22 protein-coding genes, 2 tRNA genes, 2 rRNA genes and 1 pseudogene are annotated in these 26,105 nt (G+C 32.4%); 8 read left to right on the top strand and 19 right to left on the bottom strand.

Annotated features, from left to right (window positions below; translation table 11 throughout):
* Window positions 1–16 precede the first annotated feature (16 nt).
* The 11 genes and pseudogenes from FBF21_RS03850 to FBF21_RS03795 form a co-directional block, all read right to left on the bottom strand.
* Window positions 17–2,923 (bottom strand): 23S ribosomal RNA (locus tag FBF21_RS03850).
* Window positions 2,924–3,457: 534 nt separating this feature from the next.
* Window positions 3,458–3,534, bottom strand: a tRNA-Ile gene (locus FBF21_RS03845).
* 8 nt (window positions 3,535–3,542) lie between these two features.
* A tRNA-Ala gene (locus tag FBF21_RS03840) sits at window positions 3,543–3,618 on the bottom strand.
* 102 nt (window positions 3,619–3,720) lie between these two features.
* Window positions 3,721–5,233: ribosomal RNA gene (locus tag FBF21_RS03835) — 16S ribosomal RNA — on the bottom strand.
* Together the 16S and 23S rRNA genes with 2 tRNA genes alongside form the textbook arrangement of a ribosomal RNA operon.
* Before the next feature lie 504 nt (window positions 5,234–5,737).
* Window positions 5,738–5,881, bottom strand: coding sequence for a hypothetical protein (locus tag FBF21_RS03830; protein WP_164071403.1), 144 nt, complete (start codon window positions 5,879–5,881; stop codon window positions 5,738–5,740).
* Between the two features lie 264 nt (window positions 5,882–6,145).
* Window positions 6,146–6,463, bottom strand: a complete 318-nt coding sequence (locus FBF21_RS09170; protein ID WP_002858604.1) for a hypothetical protein — start codon at window positions 6,461–6,463, stop codon at window positions 6,146–6,148.
* 257 nt (window positions 6,464–6,720) lie between these two features.
* The gene (locus tag FBF21_RS09165) at window positions 6,721–6,888 is read right to left on the bottom strand and encodes a hypothetical protein (RefSeq protein WP_002864369.1); all 168 of its coding nucleotides are present in this window, start codon (window positions 6,886–6,888) and stop codon (window positions 6,721–6,723) included.
* A gap of 640 nt (window positions 6,889–7,528) precedes the next feature.
* On the bottom strand, window positions 7,529–8,464 hold the full coding sequence (locus tag FBF21_RS03810) for a hypothetical protein (protein WP_002870269.1): 936 nt from the start codon (window positions 8,462–8,464) through the stop codon (window positions 7,529–7,531).
* A 155-nt stretch (window positions 8,465–8,619) separates the two neighbouring features.
* Window positions 8,620–10,062 (bottom strand): filamentous hemagglutinin N-terminal domain-containing protein, encoded by a 1,443-nt coding sequence (locus FBF21_RS03805; protein WP_002874703.1) that lies wholly within the window; start codon window positions 10,060–10,062, stop codon window positions 8,620–8,622.
* Window positions 10,063–10,073: 11 nt separating this feature from the next.
* Entirely contained in the window at window positions 10,074–12,002 is a 1,929-nt protein-coding gene (locus tag FBF21_RS03800; RefSeq protein WP_002870266.1) for a hypothetical protein, read from the bottom strand.
* A pseudogene (locus tag FBF21_RS03795) lies at window positions 11,932–12,649 on the bottom strand (hypothetical protein). The gene FBF21_RS03800 and the pseudogene FBF21_RS03795 overlap by 71 nt, the downstream one beginning before the upstream one ends.
* A gap of 327 nt (window positions 12,650–12,976) precedes the next feature.
* On the opposite strand from FBF21_RS03795, the gene FBF21_RS03790 reads away from it, so the two are divergent.
* Window positions 12,977–13,732 (top strand): basic amino acid ABC transporter substrate-binding protein, encoded by a 756-nt coding sequence (locus FBF21_RS03790; RefSeq protein ID WP_002854837.1) that lies wholly within the window; start codon window positions 12,977–12,979, stop codon window positions 13,730–13,732.
* 23 nt (window positions 13,733–13,755) lie between these two features.
* Here the strand turns inward: FBF21_RS03790 and FBF21_RS03785 are convergent, their stop codons facing one another.
* From FBF21_RS03785 to FBF21_RS03755, 7 genes are read right to left on the bottom strand one after another with little or no spacing between them, the layout of a single operon-like run.
* Complete coding sequence (locus FBF21_RS03785) at window positions 13,756–14,394, bottom strand: HAD family phosphatase (RefSeq protein ID WP_002781807.1); 639 nt, start codon at window positions 14,392–14,394, stop codon at window positions 13,756–13,758.
* Window positions 14,391–15,380, bottom strand: coding sequence for an ABC transporter ATP-binding protein (locus FBF21_RS03780; RefSeq protein ID WP_002776579.1), 990 nt, complete (start codon window positions 15,378–15,380; stop codon window positions 14,391–14,393). Before FBF21_RS03780 ends, FBF21_RS03785 begins: the two co-directional genes overlap by 4 nt.
* A 3-nt stretch (window positions 15,381–15,383) precedes the next feature.
* Window positions 15,384–16,163, bottom strand: coding sequence for an ABC transporter permease (locus tag FBF21_RS03775; protein WP_002781812.1), 780 nt, complete (start codon window positions 16,161–16,163; stop codon window positions 15,384–15,386).
* On the bottom strand, window positions 16,164–17,003 hold the full coding sequence (locus FBF21_RS03770; protein WP_002784190.1) for an ABC transporter permease: 840 nt from the start codon (window positions 17,001–17,003) through the stop codon (window positions 16,164–16,166).
* Window positions 17,000–17,809 (bottom strand): alkaline phosphatase family protein, encoded by an 810-nt coding sequence (locus tag FBF21_RS03765; protein ID WP_072222991.1) that lies wholly within the window; start codon window positions 17,807–17,809, stop codon window positions 17,000–17,002. The genes FBF21_RS03770 and FBF21_RS03765 overlap by 4 nt, the downstream gene beginning before the upstream one ends.
* A complete protein-coding gene (locus FBF21_RS03760; protein WP_002842826.1) occupies window positions 17,806–19,131 on the bottom strand; it encodes an esterase-like activity of phytase family protein in 1,326 nt (441 codons plus the stop codon). Before FBF21_RS03760 ends, FBF21_RS03765 begins: the two co-directional genes overlap by 4 nt.
* A 10-nt stretch (window positions 19,132–19,141) precedes the next feature.
* Window positions 19,142–20,188 carry an extracellular solute-binding protein gene (locus tag FBF21_RS03755; RefSeq protein ID WP_002842824.1) on the bottom strand — a complete coding sequence of 349 codons (1,047 nt, stop codon included), beginning with the start codon at window positions 20,186–20,188 and terminating at the stop codon, window positions 19,142–19,144.
* A 116-nt stretch (window positions 20,189–20,304) separates the two neighbouring features.
* Between FBF21_RS03755 and corA the strand changes: the two genes are divergently transcribed.
* Complete coding sequence (gene corA / locus FBF21_RS03750) at window positions 20,305–21,288, top strand: magnesium/cobalt transporter CorA (RefSeq protein ID WP_002799370.1); 984 nt, start codon at window positions 20,305–20,307, stop codon at window positions 21,286–21,288.
* A gap of 20 nt (window positions 21,289–21,308) precedes the next feature.
* The gene (gene mog, locus FBF21_RS03745) at window positions 21,309–21,851 is read left to right on the top strand and encodes a molybdopterin adenylyltransferase (RefSeq protein WP_002842823.1); all 543 of its coding nucleotides are present in this window, start codon (window positions 21,309–21,311) and stop codon (window positions 21,849–21,851) included.
* Here the strand turns inward: mog and FBF21_RS03740 are convergent.
* On the bottom strand, window positions 21,848–22,033 hold the full coding sequence (locus FBF21_RS03740; RefSeq protein ID WP_002825403.1) for a hypothetical protein: 186 nt from the start codon (window positions 22,031–22,033) through the stop codon (window positions 21,848–21,850). The genes mog and FBF21_RS03740 overlap by 4 nt on opposite strands.
* Before the next feature lie 128 nt (window positions 22,034–22,161).
* Here FBF21_RS03740 and FBF21_RS03735 point away from each other — a divergent pair, with 128 nt between their 5' ends.
* From FBF21_RS03735 to FBF21_RS03715, 5 genes are read left to right on the top strand one after another with little or no spacing between them, the layout of a single operon-like run.
* Entirely contained in the window at window positions 22,162–23,349 is a 1,188-nt protein-coding gene (locus FBF21_RS03735; protein WP_002869835.1) for a M48 family metallopeptidase, read from the top strand.
* Window positions 23,346–24,161, top strand: coding sequence for a HemK/PrmC family methyltransferase (locus FBF21_RS03730; RefSeq protein ID WP_002869834.1), 816 nt, complete (start codon window positions 23,346–23,348; stop codon window positions 24,159–24,161). The genes FBF21_RS03735 and FBF21_RS03730 overlap by 4 nt, the downstream gene beginning before the upstream one ends.
* Before the next feature lie 12 nt (window positions 24,162–24,173).
* Window positions 24,174–24,644, top strand: coding sequence for a DUF4149 domain-containing protein (locus FBF21_RS03725; protein WP_002869833.1), 471 nt, complete (start codon window positions 24,174–24,176; stop codon window positions 24,642–24,644).
* A 38-nt stretch (window positions 24,645–24,682) separates the two neighbouring features.
* Window positions 24,683–25,432: a flagellin C gene (gene flaC, locus FBF21_RS03720; RefSeq protein WP_002867846.1), complete on the top strand. Its 750-nt coding sequence runs from the start codon at window positions 24,683–24,685 to the stop codon at window positions 25,430–25,432.
* 34 nt (window positions 25,433–25,466) lie between these two features.
* Window positions 25,467–26,099: a YggS family pyridoxal phosphate-dependent enzyme gene (locus tag FBF21_RS03715; protein ID WP_002852054.1), complete on the top strand. Its 633-nt coding sequence runs from the start codon at window positions 25,467–25,469 to the stop codon at window positions 26,097–26,099.
* Window positions 26,100–26,105 lie beyond the last annotated feature (6 nt).

Genomic DNA, 26,105 nt, shown 5'->3' with positions numbered 1-26,105 from the left:
GAAGTGATGCTTTATTAAAGATAAGCCAAACGCTCTATTAGTACTGGTCAGCTAAAGGACTTTCATCCATTACACACCCAGCCTATCAAACTAGTAGTCTTCTAGAGAGCTTAGAGAAGATTCATCTTAGAGTTGGCTTCACGCTTAGATGCTTTCAGCGTTTATCCTTTCCAAACTTAGCTACGCTGCGATGCTCTTGGCAGAACAACAGCTACACCAGTGGTTTGTTCAACCCGGTCCTCTCGTACTAGGGTCAAATCTCTTCAATCTTCTTACGCCCACGGCAGATAGGGACCGAACTGTCTCACGACGTTCTGAACCCAGCTCGCGTACCGCTTTAAATGGCGAACAGCCATACCCTTGGGACCTGCTCCAGCCCCAGGATGCGATGAGCCGACATCGAGGTGCCAAACCTCCCCGTCGATGTGAGCTCTTGGGGGAGATCAGCCTGTTATCCCCGGGGTACCTTTTATCCTTTGAGCGATGGCCCTTCCACACAGAACCACCGGATCACTAAGACCGACTTTCGTCTCTGCTTGACTTGTATGTCTTGCAGTTAAGCTGGCTTATACCTTTATACTCTACGAACGATTTCCAACCGTTCTGAGCCAACCTTTGTAAGCCTCCGTTATTATTTGGGAGGCGACCGCCCCAGTCAAACTACCCACCAGACATTGTCCCACTTGAGGATAACTCAAGCTGGTTAGCTACCCAAATAAGAAAGAGTGGTATCTCAACAATGGCTCATATACAACTGGCGTCATATACTCAAAGCCTCCCACCTATCCTGCACATTCTTATCCAAGTAGCAGTGTCAAGCTGTAGTAAAGGTCCACGGGGTCTTTCCGTCTTGCCGCGGGTAGGAGGAATTTTCACCTCCACTACAATTTCACTGGATCCCTCTTTGAGACAGCTCCCATCTCGTTACGCCATTCATGCAGGTCGGTATTTAACCGACAAGGAATTTCGCTACCTTAGGACCGTTATAGTTACGGCCGCCGTTTACTCGGGCTTCGATCAAGAGCTTCGCTAATGCTAACCCCATCAATTAACCTTCGAGCACCGGGCAGGCGTCACACCCTATACATCCTCTTACGAGTTAGCAGAGTGCTGTGTTTTTGGTAAACAGTCGGGAGGGACTCTTTGTTGTAAGTTTCCTTGCTTTCGGAGTAAATCCTAATACAAAGCTAACCACACCTTATACCGAAGATACGGTGCTATTTTGCAGAGTTCCTTAAAGAGAGTTCTTCCACGCGCCTTAGAATACTCATCCCACCCACCTGTGTCGGTTTACGGTACGGGCAACATTAGCTAAACTTAGAAACTTTTCTTGGCTCGACGGCATCAGGGGTTCTTCTATCCATCCGAAGACTTCAAAAAGCCTTTCAGTTCTCGGAGTATTGTTATACGGATTTGCCTGTACAACCTCCTACGACCTTAGACTAGCACTTCCATCCGCTAGCCCCCTTAGCCCTAAGCGTCCTTCCATCGCACACTAATGTTGGTATTGGAATATTAACCAATTTGCCATCGTCTACCCCTTTCGGACTCGACTTAGGACCCGACTAACCCTACGATGACGAGCATCGCGTAGGAAACCTTGGGTTTACGGCGTTAATGATTCTCACATTAATTATCGCTACTCATGCCTGCATGCTCACTTCTATTCGCTCCAGCACTCCTTACCGGTATACCTTCGACGCAAATAGAACGCTCTCCTACCACTTAGTAAACTAAGTCTACAGCTTCGGTACTTACTTTAGCCCCGTTATATTTTCCGCGCAAAATCACTAGACCAGTGAGCTATTACGCTTTCTTTAAAGGATGGCTGCTTCTAAGCCAACCTCCTGGTTGTTTAAGTAACTTCACATCGTTTTCCACTTAAGTAAGATTTAGGGACCTTAGCTGGTAGTCTGGGTTGTTTCCCTCTTGACGACGGATTTTATCACTCGCCGCCTGACTGCTGTGATTACATATAAGGTATTCGGAGTTTGATAGGGTTTGGTACATTGGTGTATGCCCTAGCCCATTCAGTGCTCTACCCCCTTATATTACGACACAACGCTATACCTAAATATATTTCGGAGAGAACCAGCTATCACGAAGTTTGATTGGCCTTTCACCCCTATCCACAAGTCATCCCGGGGCTTTTCAACGCCTATGGGTTCAGTCCTCCACTAGTTCTTACACTAGCTTCAACTTGCTCATGGATAGATCACTTCGTTTCGGGTCTGCAGCATCTGACTAAGCGCCCTATTCAGACTCGCTTTCGCTACGGCTTCGCGTTTGCTTAACCTTGCCAGACACCACAACTCGCAGGCTCATTATGCAAAAGGCAGTCCATCACCCTGTATTGCTACATAGGGCTCTGAATGATTGTAAGCAAATGGTTTCAGGTTCTATTTCACTCTGATCACCTCAGTTCTTTTCACCTTTCCCTCACGGTACTTGTGCACTATCGATCTGGTATTAGTATTTAGGGTTGGATCGTGGTCGACCCGGATTCAGACAGGATTCCTCGTGTCCCGCCCTACTCAGGATACTGCTAGCTAAGGTTTGTTTTTCGCATACGGGACTATCACCCTCTATGGTTATACTTTCCAGAATGTTCTGCTAAACTTACCTCTTGCACATTGCAGTCCTACAACCCCCAGTGCAAGCACTGGGTTTGCCCTCTTGCGCTTTCGCTCGCCGCTACTGACGCAATCTCTATTGATTTCTTTTCCTGAGGGTACTAAGATGTTTCAATTCCCCTCGTTCGCTCCTATATAGGTAATGTATATCTCTATACATTGGGTTGCCCCATTCGGAAATCTACGGATCAAAGCTTCTTGACAGCTCCCCGTAGCTTATCGCAGTCTAGTACGTCCTTCATCGCCTTTACCAGTCAAGGCATCCACCATTCGCTCTTAGTAGCTTACCTTTTTTACCTTTTATTATTGATTCTAAAACGCATCACTTCCTTGTTAAAGTTTTTATGATAAGACTTCTTTATCTTAAGACGGAAAGCATTCAAACACTTAATATAAAACTAAATGATTTAGTCTCAACTAAGCAGTGAGTTTGAAACTTGTCTTTAATTTATAATCCTTAAATCTAATATTCTCTTTATTCATAGAAGAGAAGACAGCTAAAAGTTAAGTTAAACTAAAGAAAAGATAAATAGGTTTTATCCTTTAACAAGTCCTGTAAAATTGTTTTTATTAAAACTTGCTTGTGACTCTTAACAATGATAATTAAAAAGAACATTTAGGTTTAAAACCTAAAGGAAGTATATATATTAACATAATCATTATAAATATAAATGCATAATGTATATGCTACTTATATCTATTAAAGTATATTCTTTTATAGTTAAAGATAAAAATAAATCTAAGTATAGAGTTTATATTTTATATTTAATCTATTTTATATACTTGCTTTAGATTTTAAAGCTTCTTTATTCAAATCTTTTTTATGGTGGGCCTAACAAGACTTGAACTTGTGACCTCACCCTTATCAGGGGTGCACTCTAACCAGCTGAGCTATAGGCCCTTAATAAATGGTGGAGAATAGCGGGATCGAACCGCTGACCTCCTGCGTGCAAAGCAGGCGCTCTCCCAGCTGAGCTAATTCCCCATAAACAATTAGCTTTATCATCAATCTTTGAAATCTAAACAAGAATCAATTGAGTTTATATATTGAAGTAATAGTTGTGAGACTTATTACTTTGTACTCTAGAAAGGAGGTGATCCAACCGCAGGTTCTCCTACGGTTACCTTGTTACGACTTCACCCCAGTCGCTGATTCCACTGTGGACGGTAACTAGTTTAGTATTCCGGCTTCGAGTGAAATCAACTCCCATGGTGTGACGGGCGGTGAGTACAAGACCCGGGAACGTATTCACCGTAGCATGGCTGATCTACGATTACTAGCGATTCCGGCTTCATGCTCTCGAGTTGCAGAGAACAATCCGAACTGGGACATATTTTATAGATTTGCTCCACCTCGCGGTATTGCGTCTCATTGTATATGCCATTGTAGCACGTGTGTCGCCCTGGGCATAAGGGCCATGATGACTTGACGTCGTCCACACCTTCCTCCTCCTTACGAAGGCAGTCTATTTAGAGTGCTCGGCCGAACCGTTAGCAACTAAATACGTGGGTTGCGCTCGTTGCGGGACTTAACCCAACATCTCACGACACGAGCTGACGACAGCCGTGCAGCACCTGTCTCTAAGTTCTAGCAAGCTAGCACCCTCTTATCTCTAAAAGGTTCTTAGGATATCAAGCCCAGGTAAGGTTCTTCGCGTATCTTCGAATTAAACCACATGCTCCACCGCTTGTGCGGGTCCCCGTCTATTCCTTTGAGTTTTAATCTTGCGACCGTACTCCCCAGGCGGTACACTTAATGCGTTAGCTGCATTACTGAGATGACTAGCACCCCAACAACTAGTGTACATCGTTTAGGGCGTGGACTACCAGGGTATCTAATCCTGTTTGCTCCCCACGCTTTCGCGCCTTAGCGTCAGTTGAGTTCCAGCAGATCGCCTTCGCAATGGGTATTCTTGGTGATATCTACGGATTTTACCCCTACACCACCAATTCCATCTGCCTCTCCCTCACTCTAGACTATCAGTTTCCCAAGCAGTTTAATGGTTAAGCCATTAGATTTCACAAGAGACTTGATAATCCGCCTACGCGCCCTTTACGCCCAGTGATTCCGAGTAACGCTTGCACCCTCCGTATTACCGCGGCTGCTGGCACGGAGTTAGCCGGTGCTTATTCCTTAGGTACCGTCAGAATTCTTCCCTAAGAAAAGGAGTTTACGCTCCGAAAAGTGTCATCCTCCACGCGGCGTTGCTGCGTCAGGGTTTCCCCCATTGCGCAATATTCCCTACTGCTGCCTCCCGTAGGAGTCTGGACCGTGTCTCAGTTCCAGTGTGACTGATCATCCTCTCAGACCAGTTAAGCGTCATAGCCTTGGTAAGCCATTACCTTACCAACTAGCTGATACTATATAGTCTCATCCTACACCGAAAAACTTTCCCTACTCAACTTGTGTTAAGCAGGAGTATAGAGTATTAGCAGTCGTTTCCAACTGTTGTCCTCTTGTGTAGGGCAGATTAACTATACCTTACTCACCCGTGCGCCACTAATCCACTTCTAGCAAGCTAGAAGCTTCATCGTTCGACTTGCATGTATTAGGCACGCCGCCAGCGTTCACTCTGAGCCAGGATCAAACTCTCCATAAAAATTATAGATAGTTTAATCTTTTTCTTCAAAGAAAAAGTTATGAAAGATTAAAAGAAAAACTTTTAATCTTTTTAATTATTAGATTGAATAGATTTTACATAATTACTTATGCCTAAATCTTTCTGGCTCAATCGATCACTTATTTAGATTTCAAAGATTGACTAATAAGATTTGAATAACAATACTAAGTTAAAAGAACAAAACAAAAAATCATTTTTAAAAGAAAAGTTTTTAAATTAAAAAACAAGATTTATAAAAAAGCTTTTAGTTTATAAGACAAAAACCAAAAGAGTTAATTTATAAAATCTACTAAGCTAGTGAAACTTTATAATTTAAAAGATTTTAAGTCCTTTTTTCAAAAAAAGGAAATGAAAGTATAACCAATTAAACTTAAAAGTGTATTAAACAAAGGATTAAATAGTATAAATATTTGTGTAAGTATTTATATAAGTATTTGGTGGGTTTAAAAATGGGGGGGGGGGGATTTTCCAATCACCCCAAAGTTAAAAGTATTTTTCTAGGCTTGCATAAACTCTTGCTCGATGTTCTCCATCGTGTTTAAACCGATGAACAGCTCTTGCAGCATCCATTTTTACATAAAAATTAGCACTTCTTGTATAGAGTATTTGTATACCCATTGCATCCATAAGATAATGATTTTCACTTTAATATTTTTTATTTTCATACCAAGAATACCCTATATCATAAAAAGGAGTCGAGTAAAGCCCTTCTAAAGGTGTTTGAAATCTTATTCCCAAGGCGCCAGAAACAACATTATCCGCACTTCCCTCACCTTCTAAACAAACACATATACCACAAGGTCTACCTAAAGATACGGATTCACTACTATCTAAAACAGCATCGCTGATAACTTTTTGATAATTAAGTTGAAAAATGTGAGTTAAGCGTTCTTAGAATTGATATTTGTTGCTTAAATTTAAATTCATTTTTCCAAAATTTCCTAAATTTACTCCATTAAATCCAGAAAAATCACCATCATTTTCAACATTACCATATATAAAATTTAAAGTATAACTTAGGACATTATTCTCCAAACCTCTATAAGTTCTTTCTATGCCCAAATTTACACTATTTCTCGCTTTTTCATTGCTTACTAAACCATCAAGATAATAATCTTTAATCTTTTTATGAGTAAAACCCGAAACAAGATATAAAGAATACTCAGTATATAAAAACACAGGATAAGAAAAATTTACTCCAACATTCATAGAGTCCCTATAAAAACTAAGATTTCTATAAATTCTGCCAGGAATATAATGTTCTTGAGTTGCAAATAGAGTAATTTTTAAATTCCCTATAAAAGTACTATAATTAATCCCATAATCTGTTTGATTTTTATCACTATCTTGAAGATAAAAATTTAAGTTATCCCCTTATCTTGCTATATTGTTTAAACTTTGACTCATTCCTGCTCTAAAACGACCTGTTTCTTTAGTCCCATAGTTGTTAGAATATAAAGTTAAAGTTACACTATCTCGCCTTTGTTTACTTCTATAATAACATCGCTTTCTCCACAACCATCACCTGATTGTAAATTAGCATTGGTTTGGATTCCGTATATTTCATTGATTTTATAAATTTCATTTTCCACATTTTTAGTTGTGATAACTTTCCCTTTAAGATTTTTGTTCAATTTACTCTCTAAAGCATAATCTCTGACACCTAAGTTGTTTTTAATGATTACTTTTCCTAAAAGTTCCAAAAGCTATGTTAATTTGCACTTTGTTAGAACTTAAATCTTGCGGTGGTATATAAGCAGTTGCCGAAGGATGGCTACTTAATTGACAATAATAAGCTATAATGTTTGTTATATCTTTTAAAATTTGTAAGCTTAATTCTTGGTTGCGATATTCAGCTATTGCATCTTGAATTTATTTTTCGCTAATTCTTAATTTTTTAAATGTCAAATCTTTATTATCGATATGCAAAACATACTCTCTTACAAAAACCTTAGCTTCATTTTGATCAGTTTGTAAATTTGCAATATTTGTAGTATTTTGCTCTTTAAAATTTACAGGGCTTTTTTGATTTTTTAATGTATTTTTTAATTTTTATTTTGTAGTCCATTTGCTTCAGAAGAGCTTTCTATAAGCTCTCTTATTTTATTATTATTTAGCTCTTCAGCATGTGAAAATACTTGCAATAAGATTAAATTTCTCATTTTTATTTCCTATTTTGCATTTACACAAATGTTCATTGTCTTAAAATTATCACTTACAATACAACGCAAACCACTACTTCTAGCATCTGCTTCTCCTATGTCCACTTGATCATCATCTTCTTTTTTTTGTGTCTACTTTAGTTTGAATTTTTATAGGAGCTTCTACAACCTTTTCAGGAATTTCAGGCGGCAATACAGAAGGTTTGTCTGGATCTTCACCCCCTCCCTCTTTTTTTTGTTTATCTGGCTCATAGATAGATATATTTGATTTTTCTGGCAATGAGGCTAATTTTCCTTCAAAATTATATTTTCCAGTGTACACTTTACCATCTACATCGCTTCCATTTATAGCAAAACCTTGAGAATTTAGAATCTCATTTTCAAGCTTATAGTGAAATCCTTCATTTCCACTAAGATCCGCAAACTGCTTTTCAAGAGCTTCTTTTTGTTCTAAAAGTTTTGCATACATAACTCTAAGCGTTTCATCGCTAACTAAGCCTGATTCTTTGATTTTTTCATAGTTTTTATTTTCTTTGTCAAGTTGAGCTAAGGCTTCTTGGTATTTTTGTAATTCTTCTTTAAAACTAGCGAAACAACCTTTGCCGGTTTTGATTTTATCCATAGCAGTTTTCTTTTGCGTCCATTTTTCATAAAGATTGGTATAATTTTTATAACTTTGTTCTTGCGAACCTTGCCATAACTTTAAAAATTCTTGTTCTACTCCAGTATCTTTAAATGTATTTAAGAAATTTAAACTTTGAGTGATCTCACTGGCTTCATTTTCCCCTGCCACACCCTTGCTATCTGCGTAAATCCAAGTTTTGGTATCAAAATCATAAGTGTATTTTCCATTCATCAAATCATCTAAAATTCTTTGAAGCAATTTAGGGTCAAAGTCGTCTTTGGATAATTTCACAGCATCTGTTACCTTGGTAAAAGAATCAGCAAAAGCATAAGAATTATTATCAAGATATTTTATATCGTTAAATTTCTTTCTTACAGCACTATCAAAATCTTTTTTTTCTGTTACTTCATTATTATATTGCACAGACTTAAAAAATTCTGTCCTTCATCAATGTAACCATTTTCTAAATTATGATAAACATAAATATTACTAAAATTATTATTTACACTAATCCAGGATCACCAATAACTTTTCCAGCTTGTGTTTTATAGTTTCCAGCGCTCAAAATTGCTCCATTTTTATAAAAATAAGTAAGCATTATTAATCTTTAAATTTCCAACTTTTCCAGTAAATCCTCCTGTTTTACTATCATTCCCAGAAGTTATAAGTTTTTCTATGTCATTAACCACAACATTATTAAAATTACCACCATCAATTTGTCTGCCTATGCCACCCACATAAGAACCTTCTTTTGCTACTATACTTATATTATTAATAGCAACATTTGTAAAATTGATAGTGTTATTCCCTCCACTACCATTTCCCCAGCCTATTATTCCGCCAACTTTAGTATTTACAGCTGTATTAATAACGAGATCATTAACAGTCACATTTTCAAAACCCGTATAACTGTTTGCAATATTTTGCCCTACTATACCTCCAACATAAGCATCATAACCAGTTGAAGCAATTTTCAATCCTTGAATATTAAGGTTTCTTATATAGCTATTTTGAACAACTCCAAAAATTCCTACATATTGATTTGATGAATTAATATTAACATTTTTTAAAGCATAACCAGAACCATCGAAAGATTTAGCAAAAGCATTGCTTGTATTATCACCTACTATGTATGTTTTCACGCCACTAAAATCAATATCATCAATCAAACGAAAATGATCAAAAGCTGTTCTAAATTTTTCTTTATTTACATTCCAAAAATCAGCAAATTTATTCCATTCTGTTGCATCCGCAATACTTCCATATTTAGTCCAGTTTTTAACTTTACTACTATCATCAAAACTAAATTTACTACTAGAATTACCCAATAAAGCTCCATTTTCTTCAAAACTTGTTATGCTTTGTTGAATGATAACTTCTTGCTCTGCTTTGGCTACGATATTTTTTGTATCTTTTACCACTCCAGCATCAACATAAACTTTATTACCTTCAAGTTTTAATACATCCAAAGTAATTTTTCCTTTATTGATTTCAACCTTATTTCCTATTAAAACAATATTATCTGCATTGATCTTTCCAAGATTTATAATATTTCCTTGTTTGCTTACATCAAATGCCGGAGAGAAACTAGCTCCTTTCTCTAAAAAAGTTTTGACATTATCATCGCTTAAAGCTGTTGTGCTAGCTACAAATTTTCCCGCAGTAATAGTTCCTGTTTTGCCAATCAAAACTCCCATAGGATTAACTAAAAAGATATTGTTATTCCCTCTATTTAAAGCTCCGTCTATCTTAGAAGCATCTTTTTGATAAGCAATGTTTAGGTAGTTTTGATTTTTGCCGTTAAAATTTACACTTTCATTTTGTCCTATATTAAAACCGCCACCCCATTGGATAACATGATTTTGTCCTTTTCCTGTAATCGTTACAGTATTGCCAGAGGTATGGATAGTCCCACTTGTACCATGAGTGAATTTACCTCCTTGTGGCAAAGCATAAGCTTGAGAAAAGAGCAAAGAACTCACCGCAAATGATAAAACTATATGTTTACTCATCTTTTTCATGTTACTCTCCTTTAAAGTATGTTGATATAAATTATTTTTGCATCATCTGAAACTTCAAAGCTAAAATTTACATTTTTCAATGTACTTTTAGCCAACTTTTCTATCTTGTTGTAATTAAATTTATTTTTATTATTTTTCATTTTTTCTAACAAATTTTCTAATTCTTGTTGATTTAACAATCTATTGTCACCATCATAAATTCCAACATCACTTTGTATGAGAATATATTTTCCTTTTGTTGGTTTATTTTTAGTAAGAATTTCCATACTTCCATTTGAAGGAAGATTTATAAGTTTTTCTATAGTCAAGATAGGATTTTTTATTTTATTTGATAAAATAAAAGTAAAATTTTCAAAGTTATTTACCACTTCTGATTTGACATCTTGAGTATCTATAATCAAACGATTATTTTTAGAAAAATCTTCTTGATGCGGTAGAATTTGAGTGATTATTTTGCCTTTTTTATTTACTTCATGAAAAACAGAACCAGAAAGCAAATCGATATTTACATCTTTAAAGAAATTTAACTCTCCACCTAAATATAAAGTATTGTTATAAGATTTAAAATTTGAAATATCCGAAGTTCCAGATGGAGCTAAAAATATAGCATCTTGATTTTTATACTCATCTATATTTAAATTAACAAGCTCCATGATATTATCATGAGAATTTGCAGACACTCCAGCTATCAACCCCACATAACCTTGTCTTTTATCTGAGGCAGTACTAAAAACTGTGTTGTTGATGATGATTTTATTAAAAGCACTTTCTTTATCTGCTTTTATGATGCACGAACTTTCCACGGCAGCCGAAGAACAATCTTTAAGCTTTATAAGATTGTTGTTTGCATTTTGAGTTGCTTTTAAAATAATTTTTGAGCCCTTTCCTAAAGAACTCGCTTCGGTTAAACTCTGAATGAGATTATAATTTATTTTATTATTTGAAACATTTTTAGCATTGATCATCAAACTTAAATTTTTAGATGATTTAATATTTTCAAAATTTACTTCATTATTGTTTGATTCATCAGCGATATAGTCTATACCATCTAGCGTAGTTTCACTTGTAATAAAAGCATATAAAGGCAATGAAATAACAGAATCTTTTATACTTAAGGTATTATTATTTGCTTTTCCACTTAAAGTTCTAGCTGCATATACAGTAAATTTATCAGAATAATTTTGTGGAACTTTTTCATAGGTTAAATCATTTTGTATATCAATAATATTAAAATTCGCACCCTCCGTAGCAAAACCTCCGTAAAGATTGTAATAATTTTTTCCATAAAAATTATTACTGATTTTTAAAGGTTTTTTAAGACGAAATACAATTTTATTTCCATTAGCTTCACCATCGTTAGAATACCCACCATAGAGGTTTAACGATGCATGTGTTTTAATGTTTTTATCAAGATGATCTAATGAGTTAAAATGATAAACTTCTATAGAATTTTTCTCTGCATTACCCTGTAATGTTCTTCCACCGTAAATTTCTCCAAATAAAACAGCATCATAAAAAGTTATTTTATTTTGCGAATTTACCATTAAATCTAAATTTAAATTTTTAATTATTACGGAATTTTTACTTACATTGTATTTTTTAAGATTATTTACATCAGCTAAAGCACCTAAAATTTCAAAGGTCGAACGAGCTGTATACTCACCATCTGGCCCATGAAGGACGATATTGGCTGAATCGATAAGAACTTTATTGTTTTGTAAATTAGAATTTATGCCAAAAGCTCCCATTAAACGAGTAATTCTTTCATCATAAATATCCTTACCTTCTTCATCTGAAAAATACTGGGAATTATGAAGGTCAATTTTTGTATTTGACTCTAAGATTAATTTATTGTCTTTAGCTTCACCATCAAAAGCTACAGATCCTGAAATATAAGGAGCTCCATTTAAGGGCAAGGTGTAGATATTTTCTACACCCATTATTGATATAGGAGTTTTCTTTTAAAATGGTTTGATTGTTAAATCCCCCTCCCTGTCAGTAAACGCCGCAGTAATTAAATACTTAAAACGATCGCCTTTTTGAGAATTATTAGGTACTCCACAATCCCCTATGCTTGGTTTGCAAAAATACACAGAAGATAATTCTCCATTTTCTAATATAAGTTTATTATTTGTTGCATTTGTATTTTGAGCATAAGCTGTTACAATAAAAGGTATAAAAGAACTAGGAACAGCTTGAGTATCTGAAGATACGGTTCCTAAAGTGCTAAAAGCTGTTATGATCTCTTCTTTTGAAGTATCCGGAGTTAAAATTTCAAGCTTGGATAAATTTTTATTTCCAGATTTAGGGTTATTATAAATCATAGTTAAATTTGATATAGGGTATTTTGACTTAGAAGCATAGAAATTTTTTCCATTAATTTTTTTAAAAATTTCTGCTTGAGGATCATAAACTTGATTATCCTTAAAAGAATGTTCAGAAATATAAAAATTTTTCCATCCTTGCTTGTAGCCTGAACCGCCGCAAAACAAACCGAAGAAGATAAAACCACACTACAAACGCCCAAGCTAAATTTTGCATTTGTCTTATTTGTAAAAATTTTAAAAATATTAAAATATTTTTTCATCTCATTTCTCACTAAAATAAAATCCCTTTGATTTATCGCAAATTGATCATTTGCAACACTATCCCGTATATCCTGAGTTGATTATAAAATATTAATTTGATATTTTATTCTTCAATATTTAAATTTAATGAAAATTTAACAAATTTTATATTAATATATTCTTAAATAAAATTTTATTTTAAATATTAAAAAAATACTTTTATAATTATTTAAATATCATCTAAAAGCACAACATTAATATAACTTTTCTAAAAATTGATCCAGACTTAATTAAATATAAATTTAAAATAAGTATAATTTTAAAACATTTTATATCAAAGGAAAAAAATGAAAAAAATATTAAGCATTGCTCTAGTTGCTTTAGTTGGTTTATTTTTAGGTGCTTGTAGTGATTCTAAAAATAAAGAATCAAATGCAAGTGTAGAATTAAAGGTTGGAACTGCTCCAAATTATAAACCTTTTAATTATAAAGAAAACTCAAAACTTACAGGTTTTGATACTGATTTGGTTGAAGAGATTGCCAAAAAAAATGGTATTAAAATTGTTTGGGTTGAAACCAATTTCGATGGATTGATTCCTGCTTTAAAAGCTGGCAAAATCGATATGATTGCCTCAGCTATGAGCGCAACTGATGAAAGAAGACAAAGTGTTGATTTTACCAAACCTTACTATATGAGTAAAAATCTTTATCTTAAGCTAAAAAACAACGACTCTCTTCAAACAAAAAATGATTTAGAAGGCAAAAAAATAGGAGTTCAATTAGGAACTTTACAAGAAAATACTGCAAAAGCTATCAAAAATGCACAAGTACAAAGCAATAAAGATTTAAACATAGCTGTTTTAGCACTAAAAAACAACAAAATCGATGCTATTGTAGCTGATCAAGATACTGCTAAAGGTTTTTTAGCTGAAAATCCAGAATTGGTAAGTTTCTACCAAGAAACAGATGGAGGAGAAGGCTTTAGTTTTGCTTTTGATAAAAATAAACAAAAAGATATTATTGAAATATTTAACAAAGGCATAGATGAAGCAAAAACTGATGGATTTTATGATACTTTAATTAAAAAATATGAATTAGAATAAGCGTGAATTTTCACGCTTATAGCTTAAAAAGTTAAAATTTCATATTTTCTCTCTTTTGCAATTTTTAAAATTTTTTCATCGCCATTACATACAAAGGCTTTGCTAACAGACTCTAGTAAAGGTAAATCATTGATAGAATCACTAAAAAAATAAGAATCTTTCATCCATTTTTCATAATCTTTACCCAAATATTCCTTAAGTCTTAAAACCTTGCCTTCCTTAAAGCTATAAATCCCGTAAGCTTTTCCACTAAATTTATCACCCACACGCTCACATTTTATGGCTATGCTTTCTCTCACTCCCAAAAAAGAGGCGATTTTTCTAACTAAAAATTCAGCCGTAGCTGAAATTATAATACACCTTTGATCTTGATATTTGATTATAAGTTCTTTAGCTTTTTCATAAGGTTTTATATAAATTTTTATAAATTCATCTACTAAAGATGAAATTCTATCTTCATTTTTACCCTTAACACTTTGAAGAAAAAAAGTCATAAATTCATCCATATCAAGCTTTTTTTCTTGATATTGTTTTTGATAAAAAACGATTTTTTCTAAATATTCTTGAGGTAAAAAACCTTTTTCAACACAAAATTTAAGCCAAAGTTTAGCACTATCGCCTTGTATTAAAGTATCATCTAAATCAAATAAAACAAGCTTCATTTTAACTCTTTTGCTAAAGAAAGATTGAATTTTAAAGCGATTTTATCACCTGCTTCATAAGTACTATGAGTGCTAAAATTTAAAGTATCTACCTTAAATTCAATTTCTTGCACTCTAACCCTATAGCGTATGATATTACCTAGCAATGATTTTTCTTTGATCTTAGCCTCTAAGCCTTCGTTAGAAATTTCTATGGTTTCAGGACGCAAGGCTATATCTTTTTTAAAATCGTGTTTTAAACCCAAGCTATCAAGCTCTTTAGGGCTTAAAATATTGTAATTTCCTATAAAGCTAGCCACAAAATGAGATTCTGGCAAAAGATAAAGATTGTTTGCGTTGGAATTTTGTATGATTTTACCCTCATTCATTAAAATAATCCTATCGGATAACTCTAAAGCTTCTTCTTGATCGTGCGTTACAAAAATAGTGGTGAGTTCAAGTTCTTTTTGAATTTCTTTAATTTGCACCCTTAAATGCTTACGAATTTTAGCATCAAGTGCCGATAAAGGCTCATCAAGCAAAAGTAAATCAGGTTTAGTCACCAAAGATCTTGCTAAAGCCACTCTTTGCATTTGTCCGCCTGAAAGCTTATGTGGATAAGTTTTAGCGTATTCTTCAAGCTCGACGAGTTTTAACATTTTTTTCACTCTTTTTTCTATGTCCTTTTTATCCATTTTTTTGATCTTTAAACCAAAAGCTACATTTTCAAAAACGTTAAGATTTGGAAAAAGAGCGTAATTTTGAAAAACCATACCTATATTTCTTTTTTGAGGACTTAATTTAGTAAGATCTTTATCATTTAAAGAAATTTTTCCTCCATTAATTTGGCTAAGCCCTGCTATACACCTTAAAAGAGTGGATTTTCCACAGCCACTTGGGCCCAAAAGGGTTATAAACTCACCCTTTTTAGCACTAAAATTAATATCTTCAAAAATAATTTTATCCCCATAAGCTTTTTTAAAATTTTTAATCTTTAAATAAGCCATTTTTTACTCCTTAATCAAACTAGCTATAAAAGTTGTTATAAAAATTAACACAAAATAAACTATTACCAAAGCACTAGAATAATGCCCACTTTGATTTTTGATATTATAAAGATAAACTTGCAAAGTCTCATAAGCACTTCCTACAAGAATATTTGCGTATAAAAATTCGCCTATTAAAAAAGAAAAACTTAAAAAAACTGCCACCAAAATTCCATTTCTTAAATTAGGCAAGACAAGCTTAAAAATCGCTCCCATTAAAGAACCTCCAAGCATAGCATTAGATGCGATGAGTTCATTTAAATTGACATTAGACATAGCATTATCTAAAGCCCTATATATAAAAGGCAAAGCTATAGTAAAATAAGTAAAAATGAGTATCCAAGCTGTGCCTCCTATATTGTCAGCATAAAGTTGCAAAAGCCCCACACAGCTAACTATAGGAGGTACAGCAAAAGGCATGATAATAAGTATATTTACAAAGGCTTTTAATTTTAAAAAATAATAATTTAGCACAAAAACCAAAGGAAAAACAAGAATCACAGAAAGTAAAATACTGCCCACACAAACAAGCAAAGAATGCCAAAGAGCAAGTAAAAATCTTTCGTCATGAAAAAGTTCTTGATACCATTTAAGCGTAAGATCATCAGGCAAAACACTTACACCCCAAGAAGTGGAAATAGAATATAAAAAAGTAGCCATTAAAGGCAAAGCTAAAAACAAAAAAACCAAAAACAAAACTGCATAATGATAAATTTTAGCTTTTAAACTCAAATTTTCATTCATTTAAAGCACCTTAAAATTATATTTTTTAGAAAGGAAATTGGCTATAAAGGTAACAACAAGCATGATAATAGTTATAATGATACTTAAAGCACTAGCCATATAAGGATCAAGATTGATATCGCCTGCAATTAAAGCAGCGATTCTTACAGGAGCGACATTAAAATTTCCCGAACTTAAAGCATAAATAGTCGCATAAGCTCCAAAAGCATTGGCAAATAAAATCACAAAAACACCAAACAAAGCAGGAGCGAGCAAAGGCAAAGCTATTTTTAACCAATATAAAAAATTGCCTCCACCTAACATTTTACAAGCATTTAAATGTGAATTTTCAAGACTTTTAAAAGCTGGAAGCAAAAGCAAGATCGCCAAAGGAATTTGAAAATACACATAAACAATATTTACCCCGAAATTAGCATAAACACTAACAAAAGGCTCTATACCTAAATTCTTCAAAAACACATTAACTACACCATTGCTTCCAAGAACTATAATGAAAGCAAAAGCTAAAGGAACTCCTGAAAAATTACTTATCATGGTATTTAAAGAAAAAAGAAATTTACATATTTTTGATGGAGCTAAAACAAATAAAGAATAGCTCGCCAAAAGCCCTATTAAAAGTCCAAAAATACTAGAAATAAAACTGATTTGTAAAGAATTTATAATGCTTTGTAGATAGAATTTGGACTCAAAAATATGTATAAAATTGGCTAAAGAATAAATTTCATCCTCTTCTACATAAAAAGCATTAAAAACAATCCAAATCAAAGGTGCTATCATAAAAAAAGTAAAAACTATAAAAAAAGGTAAAATACTTAAAAAGGCTAGAAATTTTTCTTTCATTTTTTGGCCTTTAAAATTTCATCATTATATCTCTTATCGTGTTTAAGTCCTAAAATTTCACAGATACTGCCACAAATTTCATCCTGTTTTATCTTGGCATTTTCATACGAAAAAGCACTACCAAAAGTGAAAAAAGGCACTAAAATTTCATCTTCACTTAAGCCTCCATGACTTTTACCCTCTGTCATACCATGATCGCTTGTGATGATTACATTAATACCTTGTTCTAACCAAGTAGGCAAATACTCAGAAATCAAAATATCAACTTTTTTGGTTTTATTAGCATACTCAATAGAGTGTGAGCCAAATTTATGTCCTGCATCATCTATATTCATAGAATGTATAAGAGTAAAATCTAGATTATATTTGTTTCTTAAATGCTCCCCATCTGCAAATAAATGAGAATCTAAATAATCATCTTCATAATAAAAATGTCCATAAGGCAAAGTTAAATTTTCATCTTCTATGTGGCGATGTAAAGAAGGAATAAATTCTTTTTTATTATAAAGCTCAAAAACCCAATGATAAGCTGCGCCTCCAGCTTTTAAGCCTTGTTCTTTGCAAAGGTCAAAAATGCTTGTTTGTTTTGAAAAACTCAATTTATTATTAATTATCTCACTTAAAACAGGCTTTACGCCTGTTAATAAGCACTCGTATAAAGGACGAGACATACTAGGAAGTTCGCATTCTAAAGAATAAAATTTGCCTAAATTCTCTTTGCAAAGCGCATTTAAATATCCCATATTTATACTAGCACTTTTGCAATTTAAGCCATCAAGCACAACTAAAATAACTTTGGACATCATTTACTCTTTAAAAAATCTTTTCCTTCAAGCAAAATAAACTCATTATCATCAGTCTTATTAGGTTCTCTACTTGAAGAATAAGGAAAGTTATTGTCATTTTCTATAACTATATGAGAGTCATCTACTATATCCACACCTTCTATGGTTTCAAAAGGAAAAACAAATTTATCATTTACCAAAGGCTTTTTAGAAATTTTATTTCTATCCTTAATATTTAAAAGATCTATATAAGAAATTTTTTGAGCTTCATGAGTTTTATCATCTAATTTAACCTTATAAATTCTTTTAAATTGAGCTACATTATTAAAACAATGCTTAGTATCTTCACCTTCTTTGCAAGCCTTATCTTTAGTGCCTTCTTTTTGATCTCTTTCTATGATGATGCCGTATTTATCATCTATCATGTTAAAATCACCTATGGAATGGCTTTTATCTTCTAAGAAATATTTATAAGTTTTTCCAGTGAATTTTTTATTTTTTACATCAAATTCTATGATTCTTAGATATTCTTTACCTTTTTCATTCTCATAAGCGTTGTTATTATAAATGCTTCCTTCTAAAAGCAAATAAAGTTTAGAACCATCTTTAGAGCTTGCCATAGCTTCAAAGCCTTTAGAACGCTTGATATTAAATTTCTCATTTTCTCCATCAGGCTTATCGCTAAATTTTAAACTTGGATTATCAGGAGAAATAAGTTTTTTACCCTCCACATACACATCAAAAACTTCTTTCAAATTCCCATTCTTATCAAAATGAAGCAAATAAGGACCAAATTCATCACCTATATAAAATTCATCATTGATAACCTGTATACTCTCAGTATCAAAATCAGCCCCACTTAAATACCTTTCTTTAGTTGTTTCGGTGGTTATAGGATAGGGGTATTTTTTATCACTATCTTTAAAAAAAACTGTTTTTAAAAGTTCGTATTTTGAGTTTTTAAAATCAAATTTAAACTCGTGAGCATAAAGCATAGAATCATAAGAATTATACTTTTTACCCAAGCCATTATCGCTAATTACCCAAAAAACATCTTTTTTTGAAATATATTTTATCCCACTATGTCCTTGTATAGGTTGATTTTTAAAAGGTAAATAAAAATCTGTTTCCCTGTTTCCCTTAGATTTAAAAGTTCCAATTTTTTCTTCTCTAGTGATATTTGCAAATTTCCCATAAGTTTTAAAAAAATCAGGAGCATCCTTAGGAGGTTTTACTGTACTTTTAGAATCTATGATAATATGCCCTGCTAAATTGGCCTCATACTCTTGAACTCCAAATAAAACACTGCAAAGCATAGCACTTGTTAAAATAACCTTTTTCATCCAATCTCCTTTATTTCATATCCACTATAACTTTTTCTTGCCAAAGTTGTGGTAGTTCTTTAGCGCTTTTTTCCCAAGCTTTTTGATCTTTGATTGCTCTTGCATTTTTGTATTGCTCACTTGGTAAAAGTTTGGCTTTTATATCATCTGGCAAGGTAATATGATCAATTCTTATTGGCCTTGCATAACCTTTTGCTAGATTGATTTGTCCTTTATCAGAAAGTATAAACTCACGGGCTAATTTAGCTGCGTTTGGATGTTTTGCGTATTTATTGATAATAGTTGTATAACCCGAAATAACACTACCATCAGCAGGGATTAAAACTTCATAACGATCTTTGCCCACTTTATCTCTATAGCCTAAACCATTAAAATCCCAAACTAAACCCACTTCAACTTCACCTTTTTCAAGATTGGCTATACTTACATCATTATTTACAAGTCTTCCTTGTTTGGCCAAAGTATTAAAAAAAGCTAAAGCAGGACTTAAATCTTTTTCATCCCCACCTAAGGCATAATTAGCTGCCAAAACTGCACTCACAGCTTGAGCCGCTACACTTACATCACCTAAGGTAATTTTATAATTTCCCTTAAGCAAATCTTGCCAAGTTTTAGGTATATCTTTTACTACATCTTTATTGACTATAAAAGCTATGGTTCCTGTATAAGCTAAAAGCCAATTTCCATCTTTATCTTTAGCCCAAGTTGGAATTTGATCCCAGTAACTTGTCTTAAAAGGCTGAGCCACTCCTTGTTTAACCGCTATCTCTCCAAAAGAAGCCCCTACATCCCCTATATCACCGCTTGCATTTTTCTTTTCGGCTTTAAATTTAGCAATTTCTTGAGCTGAACTCATATCTGTATCACTATGTTCTATGCCATAAAGATTTTTAAGATCTGCCCAAGTATCCTTCCAGTTTGCCCAAGTATCAGGCATAGCTAAAGAATTTACCCTACCTTCTGCTTGCGCAGCTTTAATCAAATTCTCATCAATAGCTTGTGAATTTGAAAACAATAAAGCAACAAGACCTAAACTTAAGAAAAATTTCTTACTCATTTTTTTCCTTTCAAAAAATATTTTGGAAATTTAATGAGTTTTAGAAACATTTTAGAAACAAGTTAATTTTTAAGCAAACAAGGTTATAATTTTAAAGTCATAAACAAGGAGCGATCATGCTTTATATTTATATCAAAACTCAAAATGCTTTAGTTCAAAGAATCAATTTTAATCTCGATAGTCAAGAACTACCGCAAAATATTTTATGGATTGACTTACTTCATCCAAGTGCAGCAGAAATTGCTTTTATATCAAGTGAATTTAATCTTGAGTTTCCTACAAAAGAAGAAAGGGAAGAAATAGAACTTAGCGCAAAATATTGGGAAGATAATGCGACAATAACCATCAATGCTCATTTTTTAGTAAGAGATCTTAAAAGTGATGAAGAAGATAGGAATTTAATCAAGCTTCGCACAGAAATTGTTACTTTTGCTACCGCTAAAAATATCTTATTTACTATAAGATATAACGAATTTAGCACTTTTGAAGAAATTCAAGCAAGGATTTTAGCTAGTCCAAAGAATTTTGAAGATGGTTTTGATATTATTGATAAAATGTTTGAAGTGCGCGTTGAAAAAGATGCAGATTTACTAGAATGGATAGATAAAGAAGCAAGACGCTTAAGAACAAGTGTTTTAGAAAAAAAAGATGAATATAGTTATGATGAAATGCTAAAGGATATTTCAAGTTTACAAGAGCTTAATATGCGCGTAAGAGATTCTTTGTTTGATAAGCGTCGCGCTATGACTTCTTTGCTGAAAAGCGATAAAATCGATAAAGATATAAAACAAAATCTCACTATAGTTTTAAAAGACTTAAATTCTTTGGTTGAATTTAGTGTTTCGCAACTTAATATCTTAGATAATATCCAAACCATTTTAGCCAGCCAAATCAACATAGAACAAAACAAAATCATTAAAATTTTCACCGTTGCAACTGTTGCCATGATGCCACCTACTTTAATAGGAACTGTTTATGGTATGAATTTTAAATTCATGCCCGAACTTGAACTTCACTATGCTTATCCCATAGTGCTTGGCGTGATGGTAATTTCTATCATTTTACCTTTGGTTGTTTTCAAGAAAAAAGGATGGTTATAAAAATTTATTAAGGAGAAATAATGGATACAATAAACATAGGAATTTTAACCCTAAGCGATAGAGCAAGTAGTGGTATATACGAAGATAAAGCCACTGCTGAAATTGAAAGAGTGTTAAATTCATATATAAAAAATGATATTATTTATCATAAAGAATTAATCCCCGATGATTATGATTTGATCATTAAAAAATTACTTTATCTAGCAGATGAAAAAAAATGCGATTTGATTGTTACAAGCGGAGGTACAGGTCCAGCACTTCGTGATGTAACCCCAGAAGCCACGGAAGCCGTGTGTGATAAAATGATGCCAGGTTTTGGAGAACTTATGCGCTTAGAAAGTTTAAAATATGTCCCAACAGCTATACTTTCAAGACAGAGTGCAGGAATTCGCAATAAATCTTTTATCATTAATTTACCAGGAAATCCTAAGGCTATAAAAGAATGCCTAGAGCCTGTTTTTCCGGCTATACCTTACTGTATCGATTTGATAGAAGGTGCTTATATAGAAGCAAATGATGAAGTTATTAAGGTTTTTCGCCCTAAGAAAAAATGTCAAAATTAAAATTTATTAGCTCTGATAAGTCTGCTTAATTGTCTAGCAAGCAGACTTGCCGAAGCTTCATCTTTGCTTATCTTTTGCACTTTATTTTTAAACTTACAAAGTCTGTCATCTAAAATCACATCATTGATTGGAATTTTAGGCTTTTCTTTTTGTTTTTGTGAAATCTTTTTCTTAAAAAACATTCTTTAATCCTTTTTTTATAAATATACACCAACTTAGTTGAAAAGAATATTATTTTAGATTTTAAACTATTAACTTTATTTCATTATTTTAAGCTAGAATTCGCAAAAAAACCAATCAAGGAAAAATAATGACTTTAATTGCAATTTTATGTCTTTACACAGCACTTTTATCTTGGATTTCCTATGCTCAAATTCGTTTCTTAGAAAGAGAAAAAGACAAACAAGCTCAAATTTTAAGCGAAAAAGACTATCAAAATGCAGCAGATATTGCCATCGAAAATGAAAAATTTAAACTATTTTCCAATTTTTATAATTTAATCATCAATATTGCATGGATAGGTTTTGGATTTTTATATCTTAAAGAATTGCTTATCTTAAACAACACTCGTTTTGAAAATACTTTATTTTTATTATCTTTTTTAATAATCACAAGTATTTTAAATCTACCTTTAAGTATTTATGAAAGTTTTATCAAAGATAAAGCCCATGGTTTTTCAAATATGACTGTAAAACTTTTTATCAAAGACACTATGAAAAGTCTTATTTTAACTTTAATATTTGGATTTTTAATCCTTTATGCTTTGCTTTTTTGCTATGATTTTTTTGGAACTTTTTGGTGGATTGCGGCCTTTATTTTTGCCTTTTGTATTATAGTGATTATAAATCTCATCTACCCTACCTTAATAGCACCTATTTTTAATAAAATGAAAAAACTAGACGATGAAAATTTATTGAAAAAAATCAGCTCTTTAATGAAACAATGCGGGTTTAGTGCAAATGGGGTTTATGTTATTGATGCAAGCAAAAGAGATAAGCGTTTAAATGCTTATTTTGGTGGACTTTTTAAAAGCAAAAGAGTGGTGCTTTTTGATACATTATTAAAAGCCTTAAATGAAAGAGAACTTTTAGCTGTTTTAGGACACGAGCTTGGACATTTTGTTCATAAGGATATTATCAAAGCTTTATTTAACGGCGCTATAACTATGTTTTTACTTTTTTTTGTTTTTGCAAATTTACCTGAATTTGTTTACTTAGAAAGTCATCTAGAAGGAGTAAATGGCGGTGTGTTTGCTCTTTTATTTATCTTGGCAAATATTTTTAACTTTTTAATCTCTCCTATGCTTAATGCCTTAAGTAGAAAAAATGAATTTGCGGCTGATCAACACGGAGCTAAAGTTACAAGCAAAGAAGATATGAAAAATGCATTGATAGCCCTAGCAAGAGAAAATAAAGCTTTTATCAAAACAAGTAAAATATATGCATTTTTTTATCTCAGCCATCCAAGTATTAGTGATAGAATCAAGGCTCTTTCTTGACTATAAAAAATGCTCTTATGGAAGCTAAATCTAGCTTAAAAGGTTATGAAAATGAAGCAGTATTTATACTCTGTGAATATCTAAAAAAAGATAAAGCTTGGTTATTTTTAAACCAAGATATACAAATAGATCATGAACCTTATTTTAAGCTTATAAGGCGTTTTAAATCTGGAGAACCTTTTGAATATATATTTGAAAAAGTGGATTTTTGGGGCTTAGAATTTAAGATAAAAAAAGGCATTCTAATCCCTCGCTACGATAGTGAAATTTTACTTTTTCAAATTTTAAATTTATGCAAAAAAAATACTTTTAATGGGATTTTAGAAATAGGATTTGGAAGTGGAATTTTAAGCATTATTTTAGCCAAAGAACTTGGGTTAAAAATCACAGCCTGCGATATCAATCCCAAAGCCTTAGAATTAGCTTTAGAGAATGCCAAATTACACAAAGTCGATCACTTGATTGACTTTAAACTTTGTAATTTTAAGCAAATTAAAGAAAATTATGATTTTATTTTTTCAAATCCACCCTATATTAAAAATTCATATCCTATAGATATTTGGGTGCAAAAAGAACCCAAAGAGGCTTTATTTGGAGGAGAAAAAGGATATGAAATTCTAGAAGAAATCATACATTTTTCCCTTGATAAAAAAGTTAAATTTTTAGCTTGCGAATTTGGCTATGATCAAAAAGAAATTTTGGAAAAAATTTTATATCAAAATAATTTCATTGTTGATTTTTTCAAAGATGAACAAGGTTATAATCGTGCTTTTGTAGCTAAATTTACAAATATGCGTTATGATAAAAAATAAAAGGAGAAACTCTTGAAAGCTGTTAATTTATTTTTACTTGCCTCCATCATAGGGATTGAACTCATACTAGGAATAGTTGTTGCACCAACAATTTTTTTTCCTCAAAATCTTATAGGAGAAGGAGTGTTGAGCCATTTTCAAAGTGGCTTAATGATGACGCAAATTTTTATTAAGATGGGATATTTGCTGATTTTTGTTTCAGTGGTTAATTTTTTATATGAAATTTATTCTCTTATAAAAGATGAAATGAAATTTCAAATAAAATTTTCAAAATTTATGCTGAGTTTGCTTATTTTGATTTTAAGCTTAATATTTGTTTTTTATTTTACTAATACCATAATTGAACTCCAAAACTTAGGCGAAAACACTACAAAAACTCAAGAATTTATCAGCATCCATAATGCAAGTGAAGTGGTGATTAAAATCATCTTGATAATGCAAGTTTTTTTATATTTCTTAAGCTTTAAAATAGCAAAAAAATGATAAAATATTAAATAAATCCAAAAGAGAAGGAGTAGGCCATGATGATCTCTGATGCAACTATGATGCAACAAAATTATTATTTAAATAATGCACAAAAAGCTAGCGATAAAGCTTTAGAAAATATTGCAGCTGTTCGCGCAATAAGTGGAGTTGATAGTGCTAATTTAGCTATTGCTGATTCTTTAAGATCTCAATCAAGCACTATAGATCAAGGTGTCGCAAATGCTTATGATGCTATAGGGGTTTTACAAATTGCAGATGCTAGCCTTACCAATATCTCTCAAAGCGCAGATAGACTTAATGAACTTTCAGTAAAAATGAACAATGCTGCACTTAATGATTCTCAAAAAGGAATGCTAAGAACAGAAGCAACACGCATACAAGAATCCATCAATGATTCTTTTAATAATGCAACTTATAATGGAAAAAATGTCTTTCAAACTATGAATTTTGTAGTAGGTAGCGGAACTGAAACTACAAATTTAAATCCATTAGCAACAGATGGATTAAGCATAGATAATCAAGATAGTATTACAAATTTTATGGATCAACTTGGAAGTTTAAGAAGTGAAATAGGCTCAGGTATCAATGCCATCACATCAAATATTAATGCAAGTGTTCAAAATAGCATCAACTCAAAAGCAGCTGAAAATAATTTACTAAATAATGACATGGCAAAAAATGTCAATGATTTTAATGCCAATTATCTAAAAGAAAATGCTGCTGCTTTTGTTGCTGCGCAATCCAACATGCAGCTTCAAAGCAAAATTGCTAATTTATTACAATAAAATAAGCCCTAAATAGGGCTTATTTTTTATCAAAATGACTTTAGAGCAAATTTTAGAAAAAACCAAAAACGTTCGTCTTGTAGCCGCAAGCAAGTATGTCGATGCAAGTATAATTGAAAAGCTTTTTGATCAAGGTATAGTAGAATTTGGAGAAAATCAAGTCCAAGCTCTAGCACAAAAAAAAGAAAATCTTGATGAAAAAAAACTAGACATAAAGTGGCATTTTATAGGAACGCTACAAAGCAACAAAATCAATCTCTTAATCAAACAAAAACCTATATTATGGCACTCTTGCAATGGTATTAAAATAGCTAAAGCTATGGACAAAAGACTTGATTATAAATTAAATACTTTATTAGAAATCAATAGTGCAAATGAAAATAGCAAAAGCGGTTTAGATCCAAATCAAGCCGTAGAAGAATATTTACAAATACAAGAAGAATGCTCTAATTTAAATCTTTGTGGCGTAATGAGCATAGGATCACACAGTCAAGATAAAGAAAATATTATAAAAAGCTTTGAAACTACATTTAAAATTTATGAAATTCTTCAAAAACATGGGGCTAAGATTTGCTCTATGGGGATGAGTAATGATTTTGAAATTGCTATAAAATGCGGATCCAACTTGGTAAGACTCGGAAGCATTTTATTTAAAAATCTCAAGTAAAACAAT

It is taken from the genome of Campylobacter sp. CFSAN093238, assembly GCF_012898015.1.
In the GTDB taxonomy this organism is placed as follows: domain Bacteria; phylum Campylobacterota; class Campylobacteria; order Campylobacterales; family Campylobacteraceae; genus Campylobacter_D; species Campylobacter_D jejuni.
The sequence above is the reverse complement of the archived record's forward strand: the minus strand, read 5'-3'. Positions and strand labels throughout refer to the sequence as shown.

Bases quoted from the DNA above. Each gene is read 5' to 3' on its own strand.
- FBF21_RS03830 (WP_164071403.1), bottom strand. From the start codon at position 5,881: ATGGATGCAATGGGTATACAAATACTCTATACAAGAAGTGCTAATTTT.
- FBF21_RS09170 (WP_002858604.1), bottom strand. From the start codon at position 6,463: ATGAATGTTGGAGTAAATTTTTCTTATCCTGTGTTTTTATATACTGAG.
- FBF21_RS03805 (WP_002874703.1), bottom strand. From the start codon at position 10,062: ATGAAAAAGATGAGTAAACATATAGTTTTATCATTTGCGGTGAGTTCT.
- FBF21_RS03800 (WP_002870266.1), bottom strand. From the start codon at position 12,002: ATGGGTGTAGAAAATATCTACACCTTGCCCTTAAATGGAGCTCCTTAT.
- FBF21_RS03790 (WP_002854837.1), top strand. From the start codon at position 12,977: ATGAAAAAAATATTAAGCATTGCTCTAGTTGCTTTAGTTGGTTTATTT.
- FBF21_RS03785 (WP_002781807.1), bottom strand. From the start codon at position 14,394: ATGAAGCTTGTTTTATTTGATTTAGATGATACTTTAATACAAGGCGAT.
- FBF21_RS03780 (WP_002776579.1), bottom strand. From the start codon at position 15,380: ATGGCTTATTTAAAGATTAAAAATTTTAAAAAAGCTTATGGGGATAAA.
- FBF21_RS03775 (WP_002781812.1), bottom strand. From the start codon at position 16,163: ATGAATGAAAATTTGAGTTTAAAAGCTAAAATTTATCATTATGCAGTT.
- FBF21_RS03770 (WP_002784190.1), bottom strand. From the start codon at position 17,003: ATGAAAGAAAAATTTCTAGCCTTTTTAAGTATTTTACCTTTTTTTATA.
- FBF21_RS03765 (WP_072222991.1), bottom strand. From the start codon at position 17,809: ATGATGTCCAAAGTTATTTTAGTTGTGCTTGATGGCTTAAATTGCAAA.
- FBF21_RS03760 (WP_002842826.1), bottom strand. From the start codon at position 19,131: ATGAAAAAGGTTATTTTAACAAGTGCTATGCTTTGCAGTGTTTTATTT.
- FBF21_RS03755 (WP_002842824.1), bottom strand. From the start codon at position 20,188: ATGAGTAAGAAATTTTTCTTAAGTTTAGGTCTTGTTGCTTTATTGTTT.
- corA (WP_002799370.1), top strand. From the start codon at position 20,305: ATGCTTTATATTTATATCAAAACTCAAAATGCTTTAGTTCAAAGAATC.
- mog (WP_002842823.1), top strand. From the start codon at position 21,309: ATGGATACAATAAACATAGGAATTTTAACCCTAAGCGATAGAGCAAGT.
- FBF21_RS03740 (WP_002825403.1), bottom strand. From the start codon at position 22,033: ATGTTTTTTAAGAAAAAGATTTCACAAAAACAAAAAGAAAAGCCTAAA.
- FBF21_RS03735 (WP_002869835.1), top strand. From the start codon at position 22,162: ATGACTTTAATTGCAATTTTATGTCTTTACACAGCACTTTTATCTTGG.
- flaC (WP_002867846.1), top strand. From the start codon at position 24,683: ATGATGATCTCTGATGCAACTATGATGCAACAAAATTATTATTTAAAT.
- FBF21_RS03715 (WP_002852054.1), top strand. From the start codon at position 25,467: ATGACTTTAGAGCAAATTTTAGAAAAAACCAAAAACGTTCGTCTTGTA.